This is a genomic window from Mucilaginibacter sp. GW821-FHT07G05 (genome assembly GCF_059418565.1).
In genome coordinates, this window is the sequence record NZ_JBWKQC010000002.1 from 664,569 (window position 1) to 690,406 (window position 25,838).

A 25,838-nucleotide genomic window follows, 5' to 3' on the forward strand; every position below is an offset into this window, starting at 1 on the left:
CCGGTTATCGCCCCAGTTCCTTGATGATCTTTCGAAGTGCGGTTTCCAGCATATGCTGAATGGCGATATATTCTTCAAAAAGTATATTGAACTTTTCAATGACACGCGGGTCGAGTGCGTTCTGCAGTTTAAGGGTATTGGCATGCCTGGCTAGCTGGTTGATATTATTACCGATCCGGCCCATGTCCGCACCAATATCGTCCATGCGTGACATTAACTCCCGGGCATTGACAACCACTTTTCCTGCATCCGATAATACCCGTAAACGTATTAAATCCGTTCTGGATAAATCCAGTGTCTTCTCCAGTTCAATAATCTGCTGATATTCATCATCTGTAAACCGGATATTAATAAAATTACTTCTTTTATCACCTGGCAATTTAGGCCTGCCCATCGACTTTTTCAGTTTAACCATAGAAAAACGAGTTGCGAGTTTTTCCCAATCCCCCGAAGGGCAAGAGACTTTTTGTGACACAAAAAGACATCTTGCCGTAAGGAAATCAAATAGATTTCCGGATAACAAAATGTGATGGAGGCGAAAAAAATGGCTGTTAATTTTTGACTGTAAGGTATTAACCAAAAATGGTCTTATCTTTTAAATGGAACTCTTGTTCCTGAGAAATAATTCGCAGCTAATTTTGAAGAGGTCATATGGGCTTTCACCATGTCGTTGTAGTCCTTGTATCCGGTATATAAAGAGGAGCGGTCTGTAGCGTATGGTAGTGATAAACAAAAAGCTTTAGTCACCCCAAAACCCGCGCTGTCCCTGTCAAAATAAAGATCGATGGAAGAAAATTTCTTTGCCCGCTCCACGGCTTCGGTTAACATAGTAATACTATTCAGAACGATCACACTATTATCATGTTCCGGATATTCTTTTTTCCAACTGAGAAAATCCAGGAAGCCTTCAAAAACAGCGACGCTTTTCTCATTGCCCGGTATAAAACTAATGGCCTTATTCCCAAGGCATCCTTTAAAATACTTGTTACGAACTTCCCATCCATTAAAATCGTTCGGCCAGCCGGCAGCAAAGAAAAGTTTACGTTCGCCGGCTTTATTTTCAACATAATAATGCACTTCACTGAGGTATGCTTTAGCCTCGTCTATTATGCCCCGGGATTGGAGATAACCGGTTATTGCAGGATGTGTACCGATATCTTTAATTTCCTGAATAATATAATGGGGGGGCCTGACAGATTTTCGCGGACGCAAGATTCTGGGTTCGGAAGCTTGTATAACAAGTACCTCTTGGATATTTTTAACAACTTCCGCGAAACTTAGGTTTTTCCAGTAGGCCAGGCCAAAATCGATAATATTTCCACCCTTACGTGTTCCGTGGTCAAACCAAACGCCAAGATCATCATTGACACTTAATGAAGGCGTTGTATCGTTATCACGAAGCATGCTGATGTACATCCTTTCACGTCCATGTCTAGGAACGGGATGATAGCCCAGTTTGGCTAACAGCTCGACGATCGAGGCCTGTTCTTTTAGTTCTTTGGCAGTTAACATATAATCTGATGTCGTAATTATTAATAAAATAAATAGATTGATAAAATAGAGATTGTCGGAGTAGTACAGTGGTACCGGCAGCGGGTAACGAACCCGTAAAGACATTCCTGCCGGTATATAGCTATTCGGGACTACCCGCGTCGGTTTCTACAAACCGGACTTTCGTCTGCCAATGCGCTTTCGGTTGTTGATACCATCTCACCTTCGCAAAATTTCCTGTGGATCAGGATAATGTTTTGTCCCTGTATGTCAATGATCGTATGTAACAGTCTTGCTGTTTTCATCAGGACATTGCCCTGATGACGGATCAAAATTCAGGACAATAAAAAAGGATTTTTCAGGAGTGTTTCGGTACTACCGAAAGATTTATTTGGAGCAAGGAAAACAAAGATTGGAGGAAATAAGACATCGTTGGGAGTCCACACATCAATATAAAGCGGAGTAGAAAAGGTAAGTGGGGATGCAGGTGTCTTTATTTCGGCTTTCGGTACTGCCGAAAAAATAAAAGGAGACGGTGAGATCGAAAAAATAAGCAAATTTTAATACGAACTTTGTACGTTAACTTATTAAATTTGGGTAACCAATTCCTTATCTATCCTATGTCAACCTGTATTAACAACTCAAAGTTCTTATTTTTTAGTTTTCTGATGCTTTTATCATTAAAAGCGAATCAGGGTTGTACACAGGCGATATCTTATCAGCTTGATACAAGCAATATTACTGAAATTAGAATTGACCCGAGAGCCGCAAAAGGGGAGGAGTACGCAGCAAGTGAAGTATTTTCATCTGTAAGGTACATTCCCTTAGAGTCAACCAGCAAAAGCGCCTTTGGCAAAGTTGATCAGTTAGAGATTACTGATGAATATTTTATTATACTCGATGCAGCTGTTTCTGTCGTTAATTCCCGAAGTAAATCGGGTATATTTTTATTTTCAAAAGATGGTAAATTTCATAGCAAGCTGGAGGGGTTCCGAACCATATATTTTGCTGTTAACAAGGAAAAAAAGGAAATTTTAGTAATCAATTTTGATGATGGTAAATGGATGTATTTTGATTATGAGGGGAAATTCCTGCGTAATGAACTACCTTATATCAACTTTACGGATTTTACCTTTTTTAAAGATAATACAACAGCTTTTTACAGGGGCTATTCATTTGTACAGGATAAATTTGAGCCAACACTTAATACACCCGCGTTAAAATACAGCAATGTTTTATTTGCTAAAAATCAACAAAGTTTTGCAAGCCATTATCTGCCGTACGATACTTTGGCTTTTAATTACAACGACGCAGGTGGATTAGCCAAATACTTCAGAACTAGTGGTGACGATACCTACTTAACAAAGCCTTATGACTATAGAGTTTATCATTTGCAAGGTGCTGCTTTAGCTGTAAATTATCAGTTTGTGTTCCCAGCTGACCAATCGCTACCGGTTGATTTCCTTGATAATAAAATTTATTTGAATAAACGTCGTATTTACTCAGAAGAGCATAAACCTCTTATTAATCTTATAGGTGACTTTTACAAAGCGGGTAATCACCTCAGCTTTAAATTATATTCTAACTTATCCATGGATGTTTTTATTTACAATGTAAAAAGTGAGCAACTCATAAATTTTAGTGGAACAATAGCTGATAAACTAACCCATAACTGGCCTTTGGGATTAAATATACAAGGTAGTGATGGAATTGCATCCTTTTTTAGTTCCATACGTGCTGTGGATATCTTAGGCGATAGATTAAGTACGGATGGGCTTACGCCTTAGCTAGCAGCTTTTGTTAAAAAAATGACAAACGAAGCAATCCACTATTAGTTGAGCTTAAATTAAAACCTTAACCTCTTTTAATACTGGACTTCGGCCGATATCGCGAAATCGGTAAAATTAGGTTGAAAATAAGTGTATGGCGCCCATTGATCTTGGAAATTGAGCGCCCATGTGTTTAATTCACTGCTTTTTGTTCCTGACATACCGATTAACGGATGGTATTTTATATGCCCTTTATAGTTTTGGACTTTTTCCTTGTCAAAATCTGAAGTCCTGCCAGGATGGTTAAAAGGATAGGTTTCCAATTCATTAATATCTATCCTGAGCCATTCTATGGCGATAAAAAACTGCTTGCCGGGTATAGCAATATTATTTTCGGACAGATCGACTTCGATAATTTCATCTGACCTGTTTTCTACAATTATTTGTTGCGATGATAATTCATTCCCTGGCGCGCCTGATCGTGCATTAATATCATAAACATGGATCAAAAATTTTGTTCGGGGATCGTATCCACGATCGACCTTTGAAAGATCCCGCAATCTTAAGATCTTAACATTTAATAGTATTGCATTAGCAGCCGAAACATTGAACTTTTGCGCTACCTGTAGATAATTAAACGTGTAATTATATTTGTTTAACCCAACATAATAGTGGACAGCTTTTTTATCAAACTTGTTCAAAACAAGTTTGGTATTACCGTGCTTTTCAACAGGCCCAACAGGAAGAGATGTTTGCTGTTCTTTTAGCTCGATAATAGAACCATTTTTGTAAGTTGACACTGGTATTTTTAACGTTTCATAATAAAATCGCTTTATTACCAATGTGTCCAAAGATGGGTCCTCTGGCATATTAATATCAAAGATGCCGTCTATTTCGGCATTGGTAGCCAAATTCGCTTTTAACAATATAATTGACGCATATGGCACTGAACGCTTGGTCCGTGAATTGATGATTCCTCCCCTCAGGTTATTTACCTGTGCAGATACGCTAAAGCTTAAAATACAAATGCCAATACCTAATACTTTCTTCATGGTTGTAGTCTTTCTAATTCCGCATTAATAAATTATCTGCGCTGAGATAGCTGCCTCACCAACTGGTCGGGATATATCAGAATGGTAAAAATTTAGCCACTTACCGTTCATTTCCATTACCCAGGTATATGGTTGTTTTATATTACGCTCAAATGGCACATGGTATAAAAGTGGCTGGTAGTTTGTAATATATAATGCCCTCGACTTGATGAAATTTAAGTTTATATCATACTTTGAATGCACTAAATGTGTATAGCATTCGTTAATAGGTATATAAAGCCACTCCACGGCGATAAAGAATGATTTGTTTGGTACAATTATACTGTACTTTGCTAGGTTAACATCTATATAAGTATTATTGTTATCTTCTATCTCTATCAACTCATGTGTTAAATCTTCTGATGGAGCACCAGTTCCGGGATCAATTCCATATATGTGAAGCCTAAACCTGGTATAAGTATTCCTGTTTGCTGCATCCACTACCCTTCCGATTCTAACCTTTTCAAGCATTCCGTTTTCCTTTCTACAATCGAACCGTTTGGCCACTTGTTTGTAATAGGAGAACCTTGTTTCGGTAAGTCCAAAATCGGAAAAAGAGAAAACATGCATATTTTCTCTTTCAACCCGTTTTTTCTTTTTTGAAATACTTATTTCGTTCAGATAAATAGCGTCTTCCGTAATTTCCTTATGATAGTTTTTTATTGAAATTTTTACAGGTAAATAACCGATTCCGGTAAATTGTAAGGTATCGTTAATTTGAGTGTGTATTGATATGAGTTTAAAACTGCCTGTTTCGTCTGCACTTGTGGCAATGCCTTCTTTAATTAACTTAACCGTTATATATGGAATGAGCGCTCTGGTTTGCTTATTGATGATTGTGCCCTCAAAAGTTTGCTGGGCAAAAGAGCTGATGGAAAAAATAAGTAGAAAAAAATTTAGGCAAATGTTTTTCATGATTGTTTAGGTTAATATTCCACCTCAGCAGAAATGGCGAAATCAGTGAGATAGGGCACAAAGTACGTATACAACTGCCATTCGTGTTTAAAATTCATAGCCCAGGTGTTAATAAATTCTCCCTTTTTGTTAGACATACCAATAATTGGCTTAAACATTTTATTTTTGAAAGAACCCCTATCTCGTGGTACATATATTTCATTTTGAATATCTGCGCGATTAAAAGGTATCCTGAGCCATTCAATGGACACAAAAAAGTTTTTGCCTGAAATGTGGATGTCTGGAATATTAACCTTTACATTTATTCTCGCGTATGATTTAACTAGTATTCCTTCTTATGTTAATTCTGCGCCTGGTCCTTCAGTTGATTTATCCATACCATAAACATGGACACGAAACATGCAACTATCATGCAATGGCTGGTAGAGACTAATATATAATTGGACAGTTATTTTTTTTAATTTACTATTTACTGCCGGCGCAGTAAATTTTTGAGCAAGTTGTATATAGTTAAACGGTTCAAGCCATCGCTCTATACCGGTAAAGTACCGAAGTCGCTCATTACTCAAATTATTAAGTTCTGCTTGGTAGTTAGTTTTTATTTGGCTTTTCGGCCTTTTCTCAGGAGTGTTTTTTTGAAGAGAGATTACCCAATTATTAACAAACTGGTTGATAGGTACTTTTGCAGGATGGTAGCCATCGCAGGATACCCAAAGCGTATCAGATAAATCCACCTTGGGTGATTGTAAGGAGAACACCCCATCAATAGTAGTATTACAAGCGACTTCGGCCTTCATTAAAATTATCGTTGCTAAATGCAACGGTTTATGCGTGACCTTATCGTATACTTCGCCCTGTAATAGTTGATCCTGGGCTAACAAGATAATTGGGGTGTGGAATGTTAAGAACAGTACGAACAATAAATACTTTTTCATTATCGATAATTTAGGATCAATATTCTATCTCAGCGGAGATGGCAATGTTCCAAAAAAAAGTTTTCCCTTTTGCACCAAGAAATTCCCAAGGTAAGCGAGGAGCAACTTTATACCATGTATGAATTTTTTGCCCCGATTTATCGGAACGAATATTGTGAATGATGGGATGGTATAGTACCTCATAATCCATATAGGTAAACCCATGGAATTCATGACCTAAGCCTCCACTTATGCTTTCATTTGCGGATATATACAGCCATTCCACGCCCACGAAAAAATCTTTTCCGGGGATAACAATATTGTATGGAGTAAGATCGATTTCTATCTCTCCATTGTCTTTATCATAAACTTCAATTAGCTGATGTACAATATCTTCACCCGGGCCACCGGTAACAGAATCTATGTCAAAAACATGTATCCTAAATCTTGCTTCTGTATTTGTGTAAGTATCATAATCTCCTATACGTCGATTTACTTTTACTGTTTTTAAAAGGCTGAAAATTTCGGGTGAACTTAATTTAATAGCGGCTTGAGCCATCATTGCGAAAGGTTGTTCAGGTAGGGTAACTTGGCTTGTTTTGAACGGATTAAGTTCTTTTCTTTTTAACTTTCTTTTAGCAGAAGATATCCTAACTTCATCTAAAAAAACAGCATCTTCTATTAGTTCAATTTTAGTGTTGTTGATGAACCCTTGTATCGGAACTTTTACGGCTTTATAGCCAACTCCGCTAAGTAATAAAGTGTCATTAGCCCTGCCATTTGTTGATACCAGCTCAAAATCTCCTTTGTCATCGGCAGCTGTAGCTATTTTCTCTTTAGTTAACTTAATAGTTATATATGGAATGGGCGCTTTAGTTTGCCTGTTGATGACGGTCCCTTTATACGTTTGCTGCGCACGGGAATGTTTTATAGTAATTAAATGTAAAAGACAAACGAACAAGCATTTGTGGAAGAATTTCATGATATGGGTTTATGGTTGGTTTAATAACTAACGTCTGACAAAAAAACAAAATAATTTTGTTTCTTTAAAGTTATAAAGTAATTTAGTGCACGGCAATGCAAATTGCTTAACCTCCTAAACCTCTATCATGAAAAAAGCGATCTTAACTGGTCTATATCTTTTTGCTATTTCTGCATTTGTTTCATGCAATACAAATAAAACTAATAAGATTTTAGAATACACGAATGTGGATTCAAGCAAAATGATCACTATTAAAATAGATCCTACAAATGACAGAGATAAAATAAATACAATACATAAAGCATCATCCATTTTTGATTCCGTAAAGTATTCCCTCTTGAAACTAATAAGAACAGTATTTTTAGCGACATATCCCAACTTGAGGTCACAGCAAAAAGGTTTATCATTTTAGATCGCTCAACTAAATCAATTTTGATTTTTAATAGGATGGGAAAATTCATATCCCGATTTTCTATTAGTGCTTCATTTTTCGCCGTTAACTATCAAAAAAAAGAAATTTTGGTGCCGGATTTTCATAGCAAGCCTGCTATATATATATATATATATATATACGATTTGGATGGTAATCTTCAAGCCGAGGAAGCGCCTTTGTTGTATTTTAGAAATTTCGTCAGCTTAGATAGCAATTTGTTAGCTTATTATCCTTCATTTGAAAACATAATTATAAATAGCCAATTAAAAAAGAGCTATAATTTGCCTACTCCAGCCAATCTATTGATTATAAATAATTATAAACTCAAGTCATCATATCTTTCTTTTGATACCGCTAAAATCAATTTCGTTGATACCTACAATACCCAAAAAACATTCTACAAACATAAAGACGAATACTATTTTGTGCAACCATACGATTATCACATTTATAGGTTAAATAAAAACTCCCTCTTTAAGAGTTTTAAATTTATTTTCCCTGTAGACAACAGTATTCCTACTGACTTTAGAACAAATTTGAAGTATAGAAATCTACATATGTCTTACCTACAGCAGAATAGAGATAGGATATTTATTATCTCAGATTTTTACAGGTTAAAATCGAATATTTTTTTCAAAATATACTCGAATGGCGAATTGTTTTCCAATATCTATCATTTTAATATAGAATGCCAAAGACTTACCCCTTTTTCCACAATAGGATTTGATAGTGCCGTAAATTATATGCCAATAGGAATGTCTCTACAAGCAGTGGAAACTAATAGTGTTTTTACTTCGGCTTCAGCGAGCTTTCTTACTGAATTTTTTTGGAAAACTAAGGGACTTATCGGTAAAAGACGAGCTCATCATCATCGTCATTGTTATAACTCAGGTGCTGCGGAATCCAATCGGCCATGTTTTCAGGTAATTCATAGATTCCTTCTAATAACAGGTTGTTTCGTACCGGCATCTTGTGGGGGTTGCCGATCATAATCCACTCTTCTTTCGGTGGCAAGGTCAATTGCTTAACCCTGAAATCTGGTGACATCGGTTTGCTTTTCCATTGGTTCCGGTAAGGGTAGAGATCGGCCGCGTTAAGATAAATAAGATAAGCAGGCTTACGCCATTTAAAAGCGATTACCAGGTCTGTAAGTAGCCAGGCATTGTTTTTTTTAGTAAACACGCGTTCATCCTTTAAATCCAGATTCTCAAAAGCAATAACATCTGGCTGCAATTCAAAATACTTATTAACAATAAACTCACTCTGTAGCATCTGACTGACGCCCCCGTCTAAAGAGATCAATCCAACATCCTTCAAGCGGGTAGTTAGTCTTGTTGGTGGCTGTAAGGCCATCGCATTGTTATAATATACCTTTTGTGTGATTTCCGCCGTGCGTAATGAAGGATGAAAATATTTAATGGGTACTTTTGGAATGATCATAAAATCTTCTGCATAGAAATTATCCTGGTGAATAAGTTCTATACCCGCGTGGAGAGCCAGATCTCGTATTTTTTTCTTTACGGGATGCTTAAGTAAAAGATAACCTTTAGACACCTTGTTCCCCATAAGCCAAGTGGAAAACTGTTGGATATATTGTCGATCAACTTCTTTAGTTTCTCCGACCGACTCAAACAAGTAATGAACCGCCAAACCTTCAATACTTCCCCTTACAGAAAAACGTGCATTTTCCTGCAAAACCTTCACGTGCATGTCTGGAAATAAAGAAATTAAACGATCCTCTATCATTTATACAAATATGTAAAAAGACGGCTAATTTGCAAATAGTTACATCCAGTGTACCATAATCACCCACAAATTTAAACACCGCGATTTTTGATGCCAGACAGAAAGGTGGAATTTTTATGTACGGCATAAATAACCACTTAAGGAGCTGTTTAGAAACACATTTTTTTAGTTGTATAAGCATATGAAGAGCTTAATGATCTTTATTTCAGCGGCTGACCTCTCTGCGATTTCAGCCTCTACTGTAAACGGCCAGAACCAATTCCTCTGATAACAGGGCAAATTAGTTAAAGTTGGGTGGGTATATCCGGATCCTGATAGGTCTCGATAAAGACAGCAAGGTAAGCCTGCTCGACAAGGCTAAGTTCCCTGCCTTCAAAATGCTGAACACTGCCATTTTTAAACAAAAGTTTTCCCAGGTAATCCGGGTTCATATCGTCAGGTAGTTCGTTGGAGGGAGTATCGAATTCGACTGGCGCTGTAATGAACGGGGTGTCATCGCCAAAATTATCTTGATAGATTTTATATCCACCGGCAGAGATTAACCCTTTGGGGCCTTGTATTTCCAGGATCGGTTCGATAACGACATAACGGTCGCTGCCGTCTGCCTGCGGAATAGTGATATGGACAGGGCTCATCATATTAAGCACCCTTTTTAACTTTCAGACTACTCATCAGCTGATCATATAGGTCATCTCCTTTAGCAGCTTTTGGTTTTAATTTTTTGATCGTCGGTCGTTTGCCTTTGGCCTTTTGTTCAATGATCTTTAATAATTCATCATGGTATTCGTCTTTGTATTTAGAGAGGTCAATTGGCTCTGTGTACTGGTCAATAAGTGCCAGGCCCATATCGAGTTCTTTTTTACTTACCTCCAGTTTTTCATCCAGCCCTAACTCCTCCTGTTCGCGTATTTGCTGGGAGAAACGGATACGTGTTACTACGAGGGCGTTTTCCACCGGGTGTACGACACATAAACTTTCGGTGCTTCTCAGGACAAAGCGTGCGAGACCTGCTTTGCCTGATTTCTTGAGTGCGGAAAGTAACAAGGCATATGCTTTGTTCTTTTTGGTAGCAGGAGCGGTATAATACGATGTTTCATAGTACATGGGGTTGACAGAAGCAATATCAACGAAACTTTCGATTTCGATCACCTTGCTTTTTTCAGGAGCCGCAGCTTCAAAGTCTGCATCTTCGATGATCACATAATCATCGTTATACTTGTAGCCTTTAACGATCTTATCATAGGGAACTTCCTTTTTGGTGTTTTCATTGACCCGCTGGAATTTAATGTGGGCGTGATCACGGCTATCCAGCATGTCCAGGTCGAGCCTGCTTTCCTGCACGGCAGAGAATAATTTAACGGGGATGCTCACCAGGCCGAAACCGATCGAGCCTGTCCAGATACTTCTCATAACTTTAGTTTTCTGATATTGTCATTTACACCATGCGGGTGATGCGCTTCGATCTTGTCGGCCAGTAAATGCAGTATCTCTTCATCTACTCTGCCTGGATTCTGGCAGATATGCAGAAAATCCTGATCATCCGGGGTAAAGCTTGCTACATAAGTGCCGTTCTCATAAACGCGGAATTTGCATTTACCGTCTTGGTGGTGCGCGTATTCCCCCACCTCAAAATGATGCGCTTTTTTACCTACGGTGATGATGATCGGGTAATTGTCCATACCCTTATAACTATTTGAAAACCTTATTGTTTCTGTTGATATAGCACTAAAAGCAAAACGAACGGTTTTCTATTACAGGAATGATCATCGGCTTTGAACAGCAATGTCCCGTTCCTGAAAACGACGATCATTTTGACATCAAAAGCAAAGTGAGGTTATTCATAGGGGCGCGCAAGATAATCACTGGCGGTAGTTATCGGGGCCATTTATTACCAAGAAAGACCATGATCCGTGCCTCCAATTTTTGCGAAAATAAAATTCCATGATCTAGCCAAACGATTGGGAAATCTGCAGATTGAAAAAGCAGACAGCACATCAGATCAATAATATGCGCTAATTGCTTAGCGACCTGAGTTTCTCAGCCACAGCCTGCAATAATCCGACATTCAGGGATACAGTTGTGGCGTTGATTGACAGTGCGCGGTAACCGCCTTCTTCATCGGGTTCAAAAACAAACGTAGCCTCATCAATCAGCACAGCAATCCGGTGGGTATAACCCCACCGTTCAAATCGCGCCTTAAATTCATGTTCAGTTCCCTGGTAAGTTACCGGAATGATAAACGGCTCATTCATCAGATTAAAATTTGATCTTTAACGGGTCAATGATGACGATCTGCGGTTTTCCTTTATAATTGGTTACCTCGCCTTCTACCGTGATACTCTTGTTCTCCAATTGGGTGCCCAGTTCTTTAGCTTTGCCTTTTAATACAACCGTCAGTAACTGGTTAGGATAAGCCGCGCCTAGATTGACCAATACCATGCTGCCGATATCTTTACTGCTATAGACCTTTCCCTCGGTGCGTATTGTTTTCCCTATAGCATTTTTAATTTCTTCCAGTTTTACCAGGCTTGCTACACCTGCACTGACCGGTGGCGGCGGTACGAGAGTTACGTTGGTGATTTTTAACTGTTCGTCATTGAATAGTTTATTGAGTTCACCTGCCAGACGTATAGCCGCCTGGTCCATGCGTTTACGGACGATGATGATGGATCGCTGGTAATAAGCTTCATCAATCTGCTGGCCAGCTTTCGTTTGCGCGTATAATTCGCTGCTCAACTGGTAACTCTCCCATAGCCATTCCATCGGGCTGTCTGACTGCCATTGTTGGATTTGCGCAGGTGTGGCCAGATCGTAGGCCTTGATCATCGCTGTTTCACTTAAACCCTCATGGTCAATCAGCCGGCTATCCCATAGGGCATGCAGGTTAGTTCCCTTGTTATCAAAGCGGACCTGTATGGTGTTACCACCTTTATCTTCCTTGCGGCTAATATGCATGGGCTGGTGCGCATCTCCGACCAAATGGATCAGGTATTTCAACGCTTCGTTTTTTTGTTCCGGATTTACCGTTTTATCTTTCAGTGTCGCTTCTGTTTTAAGGAGAGCGGTGTATGTATTGTCGTCGCTTTGCTGGACGGCCTGTACAAAACCCTCGTGGGTTAGCCCTAAAGGCAGATTGAGAAAATGCCATGGAGCTGTTGCTTTGTTTTTGTTTTCGTCAGCCCAGGTGGCCACGTCAGCCATGCTTTCGCCTTTCAAATAAGCGGAAACTACATAGGCAGTATTACTAGTCAGGTGCTTTTGTGCAATGGTCGCTATGACACGATGCGCTTTAAAACCCCAGGAAATCAGAACCACTGACAGCAATATCAGGCAAATACTAAAGAATTTCTTCATGCTGCGAATATAATTGGAGGTGTTGTATAAATAAAAAACTGTTGATAATTATCAAACGACCTGGGAGAAGGTCTGCTTCAGACAGGTTCCATGACCCTTTGGACTTGATCATCAGAAGTCGACTTTTTTCCGGTAAATTGCTTTTTGAATTCCAGGGATAAACCGTGTTTGAAGTGGTACAGCATGTTTTTGCTACGATTGTTATCGTCCCGTTCGTAGTCAGCAATATGCTGCTATGTTCGTTTCAATAACTCAGCCTGGTCTTCCAATAAATGTTCCGGCAATCTTTACTTTGTCCCACTTTCATGAATCGTGTCAGGCTTTCTGCTATTTACTGCTTGTTCATGGTTGCCATATAACCGGAGCGCTTCCTGGGGGAAAAATGCGGAATCAGGAGGTACCTCCTTCACGTAGAGTTGCGTTTTAATAAAATCGCTGAAAAAGAAATCGACTGCCTCCTTAAGAGTTTCAAGCGATATGCCGGGCAAAACGCGGAACATAAATATCTTTTCAGGAATAAATCCGCCATTGATCCGGTATTGTGTTGCCATACAATAAGCAGTCTGCTCCGGCATCAATGCTTTCACTTTTTCACGTACTTCCACGTTAATGCCGGTATCCGGATTCCTGATTACGGTGCCTTCTGTCGTTATTGTAACCTCGTATCCCATCGTTTAATCGTTTTGTGTTTACAAATTTATACTAAAAAAATTAGCATTATAAAATGTATTTGATAATTTTGACTCTCGTTTAAAATGAATGAAAACATCGGCGGATATTAAATTGACTGAAGAAATACTTTTGGAAGCTATGAGGCTTTTGGACGATGTAAGCCCAAAGATGGGTATGTTCGAACGTCAGCATTTAGCAGGGTTAAAGCGAAAGTTTGAACAGCATGCCCTGATCAACGAAAACCTGCGGTTAAAGTTAAATGAGATAGATACGGCGTAGGTGGATATGAAAAGTGTTGTTGAGGATAAAAAGCAAGTGACAAAAAAGCGGTGATGGATGGTCTGGAACCTATACTGACGTTTCAAGTGCCAATAAGGATGTGACGGCGCTTATCATGTTCGATCCCGGCAACACCAAACAACAGGCGTCCGGGAAGCGACGTGGTGGCGAAACACCGTATGTGTTTGAAGCTCAATCCGCGTCTATTCAAACCGTACTTAAATCAAAACCGGCTTTCGTGTGTTAAAGGTAAAAAGGAGGAATTATGCCCTGGCACAACGGAGATTATCCGCCATCTTATAAAAACCAACCACAAAAAATAAGGGATAAGGCGACAGCGATCGCCAACGAGGTTTTGAAGACAACCGGCAACGAAGGAGAAGCGATTGCGACAGGGTTGAAACAGGCGCGGGCGCATTTTGCCAAAGAACAGAAAAAGACAAAAGATGGATAACTATCCTGACCTGAAACGTTTTTTAGACGCGCAATTCCGTGATTATGCGACGGCATTTACGGAAATCAAAAGCGGCCGCAAAAAAAGCCATTGGATGTGGTATATTTTCCCCCAAATAGACGGGCTTGGTTTCAGCAGCATGGCGAAACATTATGCGATTAAAGACCTGCCTGAAGCCAAAGCTTATCTCGCACACCCTATTCTCGGGCCGAGATTGGTGGCCATCAGCAAAGCTTTATTAGCACTCAGAGGCGATAATGCCGGGGACATAATGGGATCGCCTGATGACTTGAAGCTGCGATCTTCGATGACATTATTTGCCCTGGTACCCGGGGCCGATCCTGTCTTTTTAGCCGTCTTAGAGAAATACTATCTTGGTGAAAAAGATCATGCCACCGTGCAATTGATTTGAATCTTCTAAAGGACCTTTAGGAAAAGAGGGAGGGCTGTTCGTTACCATTTGCTTTTGATTCGCTTCCAAAAACAGGGAGCTTATCTCCCCAGTCATAGCGGGCATTTTTGAGATGGCCATCAGGATGCGGTTTTCCGCCCCGTATCGAAAACACGGGATGGTATTCCAGGTCTTCGTCCGGTATACAGTAATGAAATATCTCGTCCATATCACCCTCCTTCAAATCTGCCTGCAACCAGGCCTTTTCCATTTCCTGCGTAAGAAATAAAGGCATGCGATGCTTATTATCACCATCATTGTGGATCCATGCCATCACATTATTCGCGCTTCTGGTGATCATTGTAAAAGAGGGGACTGAGAATATCTCGCCGGTGTAGTGGTCAACTTCCTGGCTAACCTGGTAAAGCGCGGGCACATAAAAACCGGCTCTGCCTTTTTCGCTAACGTGGTACGGTATCTTATTTTTAAATCCCGTTGCCTTCTGGTGTTCGTAAATGCCTGTGGTGGGAATGAGGCAACGGTTATTCCGCATGTTGTACCAATAAGATTTTTTATCACCAAGGATACGTTCAGATTGCGCATTGACCATATTGCGCCTGCGGATCTGGCGCATTTTCGGATCTTGTTCGTAAACAGGAATAACTCCCCACCCCATATTTACCAGGTGAAGATCATTCCGGTTAACGACGATGGGATATTGCGGTAATATTTCACAAGTGACGTGTATCAGCTCATCCGGATGCCGGGCCACATCAGGGGCGACCTTAATCCCTTTAAAGTCATCGGTCACTATTTTGATCTCGGAATGAAAACTGATATCCCTGCACATAAATCTTATTTTATCATGTTATAAAAAAGCGCGGTATGGCTTTGCTCACCGGAGGTGATCTGTGCCTTCAGGCGGCCGTACTCCACAAATATACGCACATCATAATGTTCTTCCTTTTTCATGCGGATGGATTGAATATACGCATAAACAGGTTTCTTATAAGCATCCTGCAATCTTTTCTCATGTCTTGCGTCGATCGTGCCATTAAAGAACATCGATAAGCCGGATTCGGTTTTTAATAGTTTAACGATCGCTTGATACTGTGCCGGATCGAGCAGGTTCTGCGCTTTGCCTTCTTTTTCCCCTAACTCCGCTTCGTGTAAACGGGCCTCGTTACGTTCGGCGTACGCCGACAGTAAAAAAGTTTTCTGCGCGGGTTGCCCCGGCCATTGAAAGCGCTGAATGACCACAAAAGGCTTGCTCATCCCAATCAGTTTCTTTATCGTGTCCTCCTTAATTCTCAGGAATGGGTTGTAAAACAGGGTCTCCATCATTTTTACAGCGTTTTTTAATGATCACCTCCGGCCTTACAACTGAAGATGCATGGTTATCGGTTAATGATCAGTGTATTAGGGCGCTTGACCTTACCGGAAAAAATATTTTCAAACATAAACAAAATACTAATATTTTTAGTATTAGTTTTGTTGTCCGCTTTGCAAAGGACGTATTTTAATCCAAATAGGTCCTCCAAATAAAGCGTAATACAGGAAAAAAATGAATCGCAAATTAACATAACCGGTAAGCATGATGAGCACAGACCGCCAGATCATACACATGGACCAGGACGCATTTTTTGTGTCTGTAGAGGTCCGTAAAAACCCGCAATTAACGGGAAAGCCGGTCATTATCGGCAGCCTGTCGGACCGTGGGGTAGTGGCGTCATGCAGTTATGAAGCCCGGAAATTTGGTGTGCACTCGGCGATGCCGGCAAGGATGGCGCGCATGTTATGTCCGCATGGTATCTGGATCAGGGGAAATATGGATGAATACTCGAAGGCCTCCCATGAGATCACCGAAATCCTCAAGGAAAATGTACCCTTGATAGAAAAAGCCAGCATCGATGAGCACTACATCGATATGACGGGCATGGACAGGCATTTCGGCACTTTGTTGTATGCCAAGGAACTGCGTGCCAAGGTGATGAAAGAAACCGCTTTGCCGATCTCTTTCGGGCTTTCCGTCAATAAGACCGTTTCCAAGATGGCTACCAACGAGTGTAAGCCGAACGGTGAGCTGAACATAGACAAAGCGGTGGTACAACCATTCCTGAACCCGCTTTCGATCCGTAAAATTCCCGGGTTAGGGGAGAAGACCTTTATCAAGCTGAGCGATATGGGTGTCAAGCGAATCTATGAACTCGCGCAGGTACACCCGGAATACATGAACAGCATTCTGGGAAAAAACGGCATTTGGCTGTTACAGAAGGCAAAAGGAATTGATGAATCGCCGATCATTCCTTACCAGGAGCAGAAATCTATCGGAACACAAAGTACTTTTAAAAGTGACAGTATTGACCTGGTATCGATCAATTATTTATTGACCTCGATGGTCATGGAGCTGGCTTTTGAATTACGGCAAAAGAAAAAGCAGGCAGCCTGCGTAACCGTAACCGTACGCTATTCCACGAGGGAGGATGTGACGAAACAGGCCATGATTCCCTATACCGCTTTAGATGGTCCGCTGATCAGGAAGGTCAAAGAATTATTCAAGCAAGCCTATCAAAAGCGTTTGCTTATCCGCCTGGTCGGCGTGCGCTTGTCCAACCTCGTGGGTGGTTTCGAACAGATCGACCTGTATTCGGAATCGGAAGAGCAGTACAGCCTTTGCCAGGCGATGGATAAGATCCGCCGGCGCTTTGGCCCGGATGCGATCAAACTGGCGTCAGGTATTAATTTAAACTTATAGTTATGTACCTGAATGTCCACTCGCAATATAGCTTGCGCTACGGCACCATGTCCATCCCGGCATTGGTAGCGGAAGCCATGGCACGGGGCATCACGCAAATGGTGCTGACCGATATCAATAATTCCACCGGCATCATGGAGTTTATGCGGGAGTGTGACGAAAAAGGGGTTAAGCCCATCGCGGGTATGGAATTCAGAAGGGAGAAGCGCCTGCTCTATATCGGTATTGCAAAAAACAGGGAAGGTATGAAGGAGCTGAACGACTTCCTGAGCGAGCATAACCTGGAACAAAAGGCGCTGCCGGACATCGCTCCGGAATTTAGTGATGCCTACATCGTTTATCCTTACGGACATGCGGTTCCATTGAAAAAAAACGAATACCTGGGAATCTGTTTCAACGAGCTTAACCGGTTATACGGCAACGATTTAAAGGAAATCAAAGAGAAGTTGCTGGCCTTGCAGCCGGTGTTCGTGGCGGATAAGATCGAGTACCGCCTGCATGAGTACTTAAGGGGGATCGATCTGAATGTTGTACTGACGGAGGTTACTGAAGCGGATAAATGTTCGCCGACCGATATGTTCTTATCGCCCGGGCAGCTGGAAGCTAAGTTTTCCAGGTATGCATTCATACTGGATAATACGCGGAACCTGATGAATACATGCGTCATGGATTACCCGAAAGGCCGGATCAATCTGAACCGAAGAACCTTTACCGGGAACAAGAAAAATGACCGGGAACTGTTAGAAAAACTGGCTTTAAGCGGTATGGAATACCGTTACGGCAAGGCCAATAAAGAAGCCTTGCGTAAAGTCAAGCATGAACTAAAAGTGATCTATGAGCTGGACTTTTGCGCTTACTTCCTGATCACCTGGGATATCATCCGTTATTCCGGTTCACAAGGATATTATCATGTGGGCCGTGGCTCCGGTGCCAATAGTATCGTCGCTTATTGCCTTAAAATCACCGATGTCGACCCGATCGAATTGAACCTTTATTTCGAACGGTTTTTAAACGCGCAGCGTACCTCGCCGCCTGATTTTGATATCGACTATTCCTGGGACGAGCGGGAAGACGTGCAGGATTATATCTTTAAGCGTTACGGCAGCCAGCACACCGCGCTGCTTGGCACGATGTCGACCTTCAAAGACCGAAGTATTATCCGCGAGATCGGCAAAGTGATGGGACTTCCGAAGTCAGAGATCGACGGTTTTACCGACCCGACCCAGGCTGCAGTCAACCAGAACAATGATACGTTCAGGAAGATCGTAGCCATTCATGAACGGATGGCCAACATGCCCAACCAGCGCTCCATCCATGCCGGCGGGGTATTGATCACGGAGGAACCCATCACCTACTATACCGCGCTTGACCTGCCGCCTAAAGGTATGGCGACCGTCCAGTGGGATATGTACGAAGCAGAGAAGATCGGCTTTGACAAGTATGATATCCTGAGCCAGCGCGGGATCGGGCACATTAAAATGGCGGTTAAATTAGTGGAGGAAAACCAGCAGCGAAAGATCGACATTCACCAGGTGAAAACCTTCATGCGAGACCCTGCGGTCAATGCCAACCTGAGGATAGGCAACACCAAAGGCTGTTTTTACATCGAGTCGCCGGCCATGATCCAACTGAACCGGAAGTTAGGTTGTGACAACTACCTGGTGCTCGTTGCCGCCAGTTCCATTATCCGTCCCGGCGTTGCCAGTTCCGGGATGATGGGGGAGTATATCAAGAATCACCATCACCCTGATAAGGTTCAGTACCTGCATCCCGTGATGGAGGAGCAGCTGAAGGAAACCTACGGGGTCATGGTTTACCAGGAAGACGTGATCAAGATCTGTATCCACTTCGCGGGTATGGATGGCACAGATGCCGACATTTTGAGGCGGGGGATGAGCGGCAAATACCGTTCTAAAAAGGAATTTGACAGGCTGGTCGAGCGTTTTCATGAAGGCGCGATCAAATTAGGGCGCCCCCCGGCAGTAGTTGCTGAAGTATGGCGGCAGGTTTCCTCTTTTGCCGGTTACAGTTTTTCAAAAGCACATTCCGCAAGTTTTGCGGTGGAGAGTTATCAAAGCCTTTTCCTGAAAACCTATTACCCACGTGAATTCATGGTAGCGGTATTGAACAATTATGGCGGTTTTTATGACAGGGCCTTGTATGTACAGGAACTACAAAGATCAGGGGGACTTGTACACCTGCCCTGCGTCAATAACAGCGAAAGCCTGGTGAACATCAGCGGGGTAGACGTCTACCTGGGCTTTGCCGGTATCCACGGTTTGACAGATATTTTTATAGCGCTGATCCCGGAAGAACGCAGGCGGAACGGTACCTATCAAAACCTGGAAGATTTTATCAAAAGAACGGGCATCGGGCTGGAACAGGCCATCACGCTGATCCGGGTAGGGGCGCTGCGGTTTACCGGAAAAAGCAAAAAGGAACTGCTCTGGGCTATTCATTTACTGCTGGGGGCGAAAGGAAAGCCATCCAATACCGCTGAACTATTTTGCCTGGAAGCCAAAAATTATTCCTTGCCTGTACTCGTCAACACCCGGCTTGAAAACGCGTATCATGAGCTGGAACTGCTGGGCTTTCCTTTGAGCATGACGATGTTTGAACTTTTGCAGACCGATTATCGGGGCGAAATATTGGCTAACGACTTGATCAACCATGTCGGGCAAAGGGTAAAAATGGTCGGTCTCTACGTCTGTGAAAAAACGGTGCATACCAAAACGAATAAAAGAATGTGGTTCGGCAACTTCCTGGACGTGGAGGGCAATACGTTCGATACGGTGCATTTTCCCTACAGCACGCCGTCTTACCCTTTCCGTGGCGCGGGATGTTACCTGATCCTGGGTAAAGTAGTACAGGAATTCGGCTTCGCCAGCCTGGAAGTGCTCAAGTTTGCCAAGCTGCCTATTTTACCCAATCCCGTTATATCCTAATGAACATATAGTACAACTTAAGATCGTAAAAAATGGACAGAATCAAACTACAATGCCTGGTGTCAGGGGAGGACACCAGCCTCCAATTTGATAAAAAATCAATGCCCGGAGAGGCCGGACCCTGTTACATGATCACCGCCAACGGATCTTTCAAAGGCTACATTTCGCGCCGGGAAAACGGCAGTTATCAATCATTAGGGACAGCCTATTACACGAATGAAGATTTAGAATTTATCTGTGCGCACTTAGTCGAAAGTCTCGCCGGAAGGTTGGGGCGTAATCCATCAAAAATTTAAGTAACAACAATGATATAACGATTTATCACTTTCTATTTGACGATAATTGACAAAGTACCTATATTTAAATTTTTTAATTAGAACTAAAATTTAACAGGCAAAGCCACGGCTAGCTTGTGTATATGGAATGATTTCAACAGTTGATAAAGCTACCCGTGTTTATGTCATAGATGATGAGCCACTGGACAATATTATATTTAAGATGTTGCTTAAAAGAGTCAACAGTAAGATCCAGGTTGATGCTATTAATGACGGTCGAAACGCGATCAATAAGTTGATCCAGATGTGTAAGACCAAGCCGGAAGGTCTGCCAGACTACATTTTTTTGGACCTCAACATGCCCGGCATGAACGGCTGGGACTTTTTAGCTGAATTCAAACGTTTCGGTATCAACCAATATAAAAAGATCCACATCAATATCCTGTCTTCCTCTGTTTACTGGGAAGACATCAATAAGTCGTTGTCAAATCCTTTGGTAGAACACTTTTTCAACAAGCCAATTAATCTCGAGAACATGAAATCCATTTTCAGAGCAGATGGCTTCGCAGGTAATCTTTCTATTGTATAGTCTTCAGGTATGTCTGCTAAAAAAAAGATTTTAATTATTGAAGATGACAGCGATATACTGGACATCGTTTCTGCCGTATTAAATATCGCTAATTTCGATGTTACCGGATCAAACGGGACGAACGATATATTTGAACTAACTAAACTTCACCAACCCGATTTAATACTGACTGACTATATGCTGCCAGGGCTGACAGGCGGGCAGATTTGTAAGCTTATTAAAAGCAATGAGGAAACAGCCAACATCCCGGTTGTGTTAATGTCAGCCTACCACAAACAAGCGATAGCCATCGGGCACTTCAATTATGATGCTTTTGTGAAGAAGCCGTTCAATATCGATCACTTGGTGAGCGTCGTAAGTAAACTTTTATAGGACAGCTTATTTACGAATCCATTTGATTTCGACTCCCTGATTTGCCTGTTAATAATAGGCTTCATGCTGTATGTATTACGCGTCACTGACTTGCAATTAAGCTTTGCAGTACCTGAATCCTGCATTTTTGAAAAGGGCTACCACAGGCGAAACCGGGCATCAGACGGAAATGTATGGCTTAATCAGTTTGCTTAATTAAGCTCATTTCGATGTACACTCCTTCAGATGTTAACAGGTAAACAGATCTTTTCGCAATAAATCTAAAACCACGTTGTTACTTTGCCCGTTAAAAAAAGAAAGTATCGTTTACCCATTTTAACAGAAGGCCATGGTTGTCACCCCTGCAATCGAAGATGAAAATAATATAACATGTCCTAAGTGTAAGATCACTGGAGTTCGTAGAATCCCCAGATCTCGCTTCGTCAAGATGTTGCTTTCTGATAGTATCAAGCATTACAAATGCTATAAGTGTTTCCATTCCTTTTACAAAAAAAATAATTGATGTCATGGTGCTTTAATGTATCCATAGTCTTACGTACTAAGGTTTGCTGGTATAGTAAGGTGGATTTAATTGCTCAGATGAAAACTTTTTCAAGTATGGATTATTATTTGGGCATACTTTCGTTAAGGAAAGTAACCGTCAAGTTCTCGATTCTTTATCGCACCATCATTTTTATTTAATATGCAGACAGACCATTTGCGATCAATGAATATATGGTAAGCAATAGGGTACATTTGAAAGGGGGCAAAGCGACATTTGCCGCAAAAGTCTGTTCCGACTGCGGGCCGCCTTTCGTTTGGCGAAAAAAATGGGAAAAGTAAAGTATTGTTCAGATAAATGCAGAAGCCGGAAACAGCACCTTTGATTTTAACTTTGCGATTGTGCGCAAGTGATGCCGGATTCTTTAATACGCAGCGCAAACTTTATTTCCCGGCAGAAAGAAACCACCTGGAAGCACACCTGATGCTTTTTCATCAACTGCCGGCTGAACCGGCTACTTATCATTACCTATCAGACCTGCGGCATCCCGGGTTTTTTCTGGAAGTAGTAGGTTTGATGAACCTGGGCGCCGGCGTTGCGTACCGCATGGATAGCCCTGAACTTTTGGCCCTGCACCGTTCCATCAAAGCACACTTTGACCCCAGCCTGATCCCACAGGACCGGCAGGGATTCCGCCCGCATGTTACCATTATGAATAAATCAACACCAGAAAAAGCCAGGGAATTATTAGCTAAACTTACACCAGGCTTTCGGCCTTTTGCTGTTGAAGTCACCGGGCTGGATCTTTGGACCTATTTGGGCGGACCCTGGCAGCACGCTGCTTACTTCAGCTTTACAGAATGATGGTTGGCGGTTGTGCTAGATCAGGAGCGGGAAAAGGAGGACAAGAAACCGTGGGCCGGTAAGGCTAGCATGGTGCCTGCCTTGAAAGTAATCCGCTTGCGGGTATTGCAGGTAACCTAAATTAGAAGCGCATTACCGGAATTGAAAAATAGAACGGAACTATTTTCGTTATTGGGTGAACAAAAGTAACAACACGATGTTACTTCTGTAGTTAATAAGTGCCTGGTATCCAAGCGCAACTACAATAATGGAGATGCTCTCGTGGTAAGGGGCATTTTTTTTTATCTAACGCTATAAAACTTTCAGGAATATTCAACGTATAAAAATTAACTATTGTGGGCGTGGGGTTCACTTGTGTTATAAGTTAGGCACTAAGATGGTTTGAGATATAACCATCTTTTTTATTTTAGAACTAAACGGTTGCTTATATTTGTACGGATTTACCGCCGGCTAATTCAATTAATTAATTTCAAGGTCACTTTGTGTAGGGGTATACAAGGTGACTTTTTGTTTTCACAGTAATTAAGATCAGGCATACCCGTTCGCCACTCTTAAAAGCAATCTTAGCACAATTCAGCAGTGAAATTGGGTTTTGCATTTTTCACTATTTGACTTCATAAAAATTCTTTTGTTTTATTTGTCTATAAGGATTAAAATTATCCAGCTATTTAAACAGCTGCTGGGCTTCCGTGTAGTAGGTCTGTCGTTTATTGATTTCCGCTTTAAGAATTTCTTCTCCCGCGAGCGTCTTTGATTGTTTTGGGCGATGCACCTGGAGAAAATCACGTTCTTTTTCCGTAATCGTATCCGGAAAGTTTTTTAATATATGCTGTTCTGCATTTGTCAGTACTGTTTTGATCGCTTTGGTGAGCACCTCGATCTTTCCCCCGGGGATTTTGTTAGCTTCCGAAAACGGCGAGATTTTAGCTTCATATAAGATTTCATCTACATAAGCATTCCCGATGCCCCTGACGGTCTTGCCATCCGTCAAAACGGTTTTGATGGGACGCGAAATCTTTAACAAAGCGGTATTTAAATAACCGGAGGAAAGGTCCAACGCATCCGGAATGGTGGCAGGTTCAGGATCGAGTGTCAGGATCACTGCTTTTTGCCAGTCCGTGATGGCTAACCCAGTTCCGTCGTCAAACACCAGTTCCGCGATGGTGAAGCGATTTTCATTTTTATCCTCATACCAATGCATGGCACCATACAACATCAGGTGAAGTCCTAAACGATGACCGTTTTTAAACAGGAAGTGCAATTCCTTTCCGGTTCTTTCGATACCCATCAAGGTTTGTCCTTCCAGGGTATTTTTGAACTCCGCTTCAGGGGTTTTTAGTCGTCGCGTGATGATTACGTGCATGGTAGACAGTGTCTTACCGACAAGGCGCCTGGCAAGGTTTTTCCTGAATATATTCAGATCTGGTATTTCGGGCATATTATTTCTTATTTATATTCACTTTCTATACGAGCGCCTATCTCCTCAATAATATTCTCCGGTAGCGGGACGCCTGATGCCTGTATCCACGTCCATTCGTCGGTATGTGCTACAGCAGCCATCCACCGGTCGTCAAAATATACGTCGTAGGAATCAGTTTCCATAACCACTTTACAATTAACGGAATTTTCTGCATACACCATGGTAAAGCTAAAGCAAGGATGTTGAATTTCCATAGGCAAATATATCCCTTAAACGAATAACAGGCGTTTTACAAAAAAATAATGCATCACTTGACCAAATTACTCCTTATTTTGTTTTCATGGAATTTGGGCGCGTTAATGATTCGTTAGATAATATTGATTTTAGATTACCTCCGGATATGGATTCAACTCTTCAGCTATTGAGAGCCAATAAAACTGAAGGTGAATTGCGCGTATATATAGGCGCGCCAAAATGGGGGGAGAAAACCTGGAAAGGAATTATTTATCCCAAAAAAACGCCGGACAACCAGTTGCTCGGGCACTATAGCCAGCAATTCAATACAGTGGAGTTTGGTCCTACATTTTATAATATTTATACAGCAGATGAAATAAAGCGATGGACTACACAGGTAGCGGATTCCCCGGCCTTTAAATTTTGTCCTAAATTCCCGCAAATAATCACCCACATGCGCAGGCTGGCTAATGCGGAAACACAAACCGCACAGTTCTACCAAAGTCTGAGCGGTTTCGGCGATCACCTGGGGCCGCTCATCTTGCAATTAGGGGATAACTTTCCGCCAAAAAGTTTTCCTCAGCTTAAGGCTTATCTTGAATCTTTAGATCCTGCAATAAGCGTGAGTGTAGAGGTTAGGCATAAGCAATGGTTTGCCGAAGCTGAGCATCGCGAACAGTTTTTTCATTTGCTATCCAAGTTGAATATCGGAACCGTCATTTCCGACACATCGGGTAGGAGGGACGCCGTACACATGGAGTTGACGACCACTGATGCAGTCATTCGTTTTGTAGGTAATAACCTGGCGGAAAGTGACTATAAGCGGATGGATGACTGGGTAGAGCGAATAAAACATTGGGCTGAGCTGGGATTGAAAACCGTGTGGTTTTTCATGCATCAAAATAACGAAAGGTATGTTCCGCAAGCATGCGTTTATTTCATCAATCAGCTTAATGCAAAGCTTTCTACAAGAATAATAGCACCTGAAATAATTGGCGATTAGCTAAAAAAGTTTTTTCGAAACATTCGAACATTCTGCAGGATAAGGGACATATTTGAAGCGGCTCCTAAGTCAATCGACCTTTTCTACACAGCCTTTAATTGACATAAAGCATCACGTGCTCGACAATTCGAACAACCTTCTGGAGCGATTGAAAATTTTGACAGCTTTGAAAATGAGTATTTGAGGCAACATTATTTTATTGGACTGTCTTACAAAGACAGTTTGAAAGGCTGTAAATTACTTAGAGCTAATTCGATCTTATTTAAAATTAATTGATGATTTAGTTCAAAGATGGACGGGACCGTATCGGCTTAGTATTTTAACCTTATATTCAACGAGTTGTATTTCGCGTAATCATCTGTTAACCGAATAATTTGCTTTAAATTAATCGCATTTATGATATTACTAA

30 protein-coding genes and 1 pseudogene are annotated in these 25,838 nt (G+C 41.5%); 14 read left to right on the forward strand and 17 right to left on the reverse strand.

Translation table 11 applies throughout. The features are described from left to right. Positions 1-4 precede the first annotated feature (4 nt). Together AC07NA_RS07240 and AC07NA_RS07245 are read right to left on the reverse strand one after the other, a co-directional pair. Complete coding sequence (locus tag AC07NA_RS07240; RefSeq protein WP_494896905.1) at positions 5-415, reverse strand: plasmid mobilization protein; 411 nt, start codon at positions 413-415, stop codon at positions 5-7. A 173-nt stretch (positions 416-588) separates the two neighbouring features. Then, positions 589-1,512: a DUF8464 domain-containing protein gene (locus AC07NA_RS07245; RefSeq protein WP_494896906.1), complete on the reverse strand. Its 924-nt coding sequence runs from the start codon at positions 1,510-1,512 to the stop codon at positions 589-591. Between the two features lie 647 nt (positions 1,513-2,159). On the opposite strand from AC07NA_RS07245, the gene AC07NA_RS07250 reads away from it, so the two are divergent. After that, positions 2,160-3,278: a DUF4934 domain-containing protein gene (locus tag AC07NA_RS07250; RefSeq protein WP_494896908.1), complete on the forward strand. Its 1,119-nt coding sequence runs from the start codon at positions 2,160-2,162 to the stop codon at positions 3,276-3,278. Positions 3,279-3,355: 77 nt separating this feature from the next. Here the strand turns inward: AC07NA_RS07250 and AC07NA_RS07255 are convergent, their stop codons facing one another. The 4 genes from AC07NA_RS07255 to AC07NA_RS07270 all read right to left on the reverse strand — a co-directional run bounded on the left by AC07NA_RS07255 (position 3,356) and on the right by AC07NA_RS07270 (position 7,162). Continuing rightward, complete coding sequence (locus AC07NA_RS07255; protein ID WP_494896909.1) at positions 3,356-4,312, reverse strand: peptidase associated/transthyretin-like domain-containing protein; 957 nt, start codon at positions 4,310-4,312, stop codon at positions 3,356-3,358. Positions 4,313-4,336: 24 nt separating this feature from the next. Beyond that, complete coding sequence (locus AC07NA_RS07260) at positions 4,337-5,266, reverse strand: carboxypeptidase-like regulatory domain-containing protein (protein ID WP_494896911.1); 930 nt, start codon at positions 5,264-5,266, stop codon at positions 4,337-4,339. Positions 5,267-5,601: 335 nt separating this feature from the next. Next, positions 5,602-6,201 (reverse strand): peptidase associated/transthyretin-like domain-containing protein, encoded by a 600-nt coding sequence (locus AC07NA_RS07265; RefSeq protein WP_494896912.1) that lies wholly within the window; start codon positions 6,199-6,201, stop codon positions 5,602-5,604. A 16-nt stretch (positions 6,202-6,217) separates the two neighbouring features. Beyond that, positions 6,218-7,162, reverse strand: a complete 945-nt coding sequence (locus tag AC07NA_RS07270) for a carboxypeptidase-like regulatory domain-containing protein (RefSeq protein WP_494896914.1) — start codon at positions 7,160-7,162, stop codon at positions 6,218-6,220. A 127-nt stretch (positions 7,163-7,289) separates the two neighbouring features. Here AC07NA_RS07270 and AC07NA_RS07275 point away from each other — a divergent pair, with 127 nt between their 5' ends. Both AC07NA_RS07275 and AC07NA_RS07280 read left to right on the forward strand, forming a co-directional pair. Further along, a complete protein-coding gene (locus tag AC07NA_RS07275) occupies positions 7,290-7,574 on the forward strand; it encodes a hypothetical protein (protein WP_494896916.1) in 285 nt (94 codons plus the stop codon). Continuing rightward, positions 7,532-8,209, forward strand: a pseudogene (locus AC07NA_RS07280) (6-bladed beta-propeller); the annotation flags it as partial. The gene AC07NA_RS07275 and the pseudogene AC07NA_RS07280, both read left to right, overlap by 43 nt. Before the next feature lie 229 nt (positions 8,210-8,438). Here AC07NA_RS07280 and AC07NA_RS07285 read toward each other — a convergent pair. The 7 genes from AC07NA_RS07285 to AC07NA_RS07315 all read right to left on the reverse strand — a co-directional run bounded on the left by AC07NA_RS07285 (position 8,439) and on the right by AC07NA_RS07315 (position 13,366). Then, positions 8,439-9,341, reverse strand: a complete 903-nt coding sequence (locus tag AC07NA_RS07285; protein WP_494896918.1) for a hypothetical protein — start codon at positions 9,339-9,341, stop codon at positions 8,439-8,441. A gap of 284 nt (positions 9,342-9,625) precedes the next feature. Next, the gene (locus tag AC07NA_RS07290; protein ID WP_494896920.1) at positions 9,626-9,979 is read right to left on the reverse strand and encodes a hypothetical protein; all 354 of its coding nucleotides are present in this window, start codon (positions 9,977-9,979) and stop codon (positions 9,626-9,628) included. A gap of 1 nt (position 9,980) precedes the next feature. Continuing rightward, on the reverse strand, positions 9,981-10,751 hold the full coding sequence (gene ku / locus AC07NA_RS07295; protein WP_494896922.1) for a non-homologous end joining protein Ku: 771 nt from the start codon (positions 10,749-10,751) through the stop codon (positions 9,981-9,983). Beyond that, a complete protein-coding gene (locus tag AC07NA_RS07300; protein ID WP_494896924.1) occupies positions 10,748-11,020 on the reverse strand; it encodes a hypothetical protein in 273 nt (90 codons plus the stop codon). Before AC07NA_RS07300 ends, ku begins: the two co-directional genes overlap by 4 nt. 333 nt (positions 11,021-11,353) lie before the next feature. After that, positions 11,354-11,593: a hypothetical protein gene (locus AC07NA_RS07305; RefSeq protein WP_494896926.1), complete on the reverse strand. Its 240-nt coding sequence runs from the start codon at positions 11,591-11,593 to the stop codon at positions 11,354-11,356. A 4-nt stretch (positions 11,594-11,597) separates the two neighbouring features. Next, complete coding sequence (locus tag AC07NA_RS07310) at positions 11,598-12,695, reverse strand: S1/P1 nuclease (RefSeq protein WP_494896928.1); 1,098 nt, start codon at positions 12,693-12,695, stop codon at positions 11,598-11,600. Positions 12,696-12,982: 287 nt separating this feature from the next. Continuing rightward, positions 12,983-13,366 carry a hypothetical protein gene (locus AC07NA_RS07315; RefSeq protein WP_494896930.1) on the reverse strand — a complete coding sequence of 128 codons (384 nt, stop codon included), beginning with the start codon at positions 13,364-13,366 and terminating at the stop codon, positions 12,983-12,985. An 88-nt stretch (positions 13,367-13,454) separates the two neighbouring features. Between AC07NA_RS07315 and AC07NA_RS07320 the strand changes: the two genes are divergently transcribed. The 3 genes from AC07NA_RS07320 to AC07NA_RS07330 all read left to right on the forward strand — a co-directional run bounded on the left by AC07NA_RS07320 (position 13,455) and on the right by AC07NA_RS07330 (position 14,512). After that, complete coding sequence (locus AC07NA_RS07320; RefSeq protein WP_345211776.1) at positions 13,455-13,646, forward strand: hypothetical protein; 192 nt, start codon at positions 13,455-13,457, stop codon at positions 13,644-13,646. Between the two features lie 265 nt (positions 13,647-13,911). Then, positions 13,912-14,100 (forward strand): DUF2188 domain-containing protein, encoded by a 189-nt coding sequence (locus AC07NA_RS07325; protein WP_494896932.1) that lies wholly within the window; start codon positions 13,912-13,914, stop codon positions 14,098-14,100. Next, positions 14,093-14,512, forward strand: a complete 420-nt coding sequence (locus AC07NA_RS07330; protein WP_345211777.1) for a DUF1810 domain-containing protein — start codon at positions 14,093-14,095, stop codon at positions 14,510-14,512. Before AC07NA_RS07325 ends, AC07NA_RS07330 begins: the two co-directional genes overlap by 8 nt. A 16-nt stretch (positions 14,513-14,528) precedes the next feature. On the opposite strand, the gene AC07NA_RS07335 is transcribed toward AC07NA_RS07330, so the two are convergent. Continuing rightward, positions 14,529-15,341, reverse strand: a complete 813-nt coding sequence (locus AC07NA_RS07335; RefSeq protein WP_494896934.1) for an SOS response-associated peptidase — start codon at positions 15,339-15,341, stop codon at positions 14,529-14,531. Between the two features lie 5 nt (positions 15,342-15,346). Then, positions 15,347-15,835 carry a hypothetical protein gene (locus AC07NA_RS07340; protein WP_494896936.1) on the reverse strand — a complete coding sequence of 163 codons (489 nt, stop codon included), beginning with the start codon at positions 15,833-15,835 and terminating at the stop codon, positions 15,347-15,349. A 250-nt stretch (positions 15,836-16,085) separates the two neighbouring features. Here AC07NA_RS07340 and dinB point away from each other — a divergent pair, with 250 nt between their 5' ends. The 7 genes from dinB (at position 16,086) to AC07NA_RS07375 (ending at position 22,772) form a co-directional block, all read left to right on the forward strand. Further along, positions 16,086-17,246: a DNA polymerase IV gene (gene dinB, locus AC07NA_RS07345; RefSeq protein ID WP_494896938.1), complete on the forward strand. Its 1,161-nt coding sequence runs from the start codon at positions 16,086-16,088 to the stop codon at positions 17,244-17,246. Positions 17,247-17,248: 2 nt separating this feature from the next. Next, complete coding sequence (locus tag AC07NA_RS07350; protein ID WP_494896940.1) at positions 17,249-20,191, forward strand: DNA polymerase III subunit alpha; 2,943 nt, start codon at positions 17,249-17,251, stop codon at positions 20,189-20,191. Between the two features lie 32 nt (positions 20,192-20,223). Then, complete coding sequence (locus AC07NA_RS07355; RefSeq protein ID WP_494896942.1) at positions 20,224-20,487, forward strand: hypothetical protein; 264 nt, start codon at positions 20,224-20,226, stop codon at positions 20,485-20,487. A 127-nt stretch (positions 20,488-20,614) separates the two neighbouring features. Beyond that, positions 20,615-21,055: a response regulator gene (locus AC07NA_RS07360; RefSeq protein WP_345211783.1), complete on the forward strand. Its 441-nt coding sequence runs from the start codon at positions 20,615-20,617 to the stop codon at positions 21,053-21,055. 9 nt (positions 21,056-21,064) lie between these two features. After that, positions 21,065-21,427: a response regulator gene (locus tag AC07NA_RS07365; RefSeq protein WP_345211784.1), complete on the forward strand. Its 363-nt coding sequence runs from the start codon at positions 21,065-21,067 to the stop codon at positions 21,425-21,427. A 714-nt stretch (positions 21,428-22,141) separates the two neighbouring features. Continuing rightward, a complete protein-coding gene (locus tag AC07NA_RS07370; protein ID WP_494896945.1) occupies positions 22,142-22,249 on the forward strand; it encodes a DUF2256 domain-containing protein in 108 nt (35 codons plus the stop codon). 16 nt (positions 22,250-22,265) lie between these two features. After that, positions 22,266-22,772, forward strand: a complete 507-nt coding sequence (locus AC07NA_RS07375; protein WP_494896947.1) for a 2'-5' RNA ligase family protein — start codon at positions 22,266-22,268, stop codon at positions 22,770-22,772. A gap of 664 nt (positions 22,773-23,436) precedes the next feature. Here the strand turns inward: AC07NA_RS07375 and AC07NA_RS07380 are convergent. Next, positions 23,437-24,210, reverse strand: coding sequence for a DNA-formamidopyrimidine glycosylase family protein (locus tag AC07NA_RS07380; protein WP_494896949.1), 774 nt, complete (start codon positions 24,208-24,210; stop codon positions 23,437-23,439). 8 nt (positions 24,211-24,218) lie between these two features. Then, on the reverse strand, positions 24,219-24,374 hold the full coding sequence (locus AC07NA_RS07385; RefSeq protein ID WP_494896951.1) for a hypothetical protein: 156 nt from the start codon (positions 24,372-24,374) through the stop codon (positions 24,219-24,221). Positions 24,375-24,532: 158 nt separating this feature from the next. Between AC07NA_RS07385 and AC07NA_RS07390 the strand changes: the two genes are divergently transcribed. Further along, positions 24,533-25,429: a DUF72 domain-containing protein gene (locus AC07NA_RS07390; protein WP_494896953.1), complete on the forward strand. Its 897-nt coding sequence runs from the start codon at positions 24,533-24,535 to the stop codon at positions 25,427-25,429. Positions 25,430-25,838 lie beyond the last annotated feature (409 nt).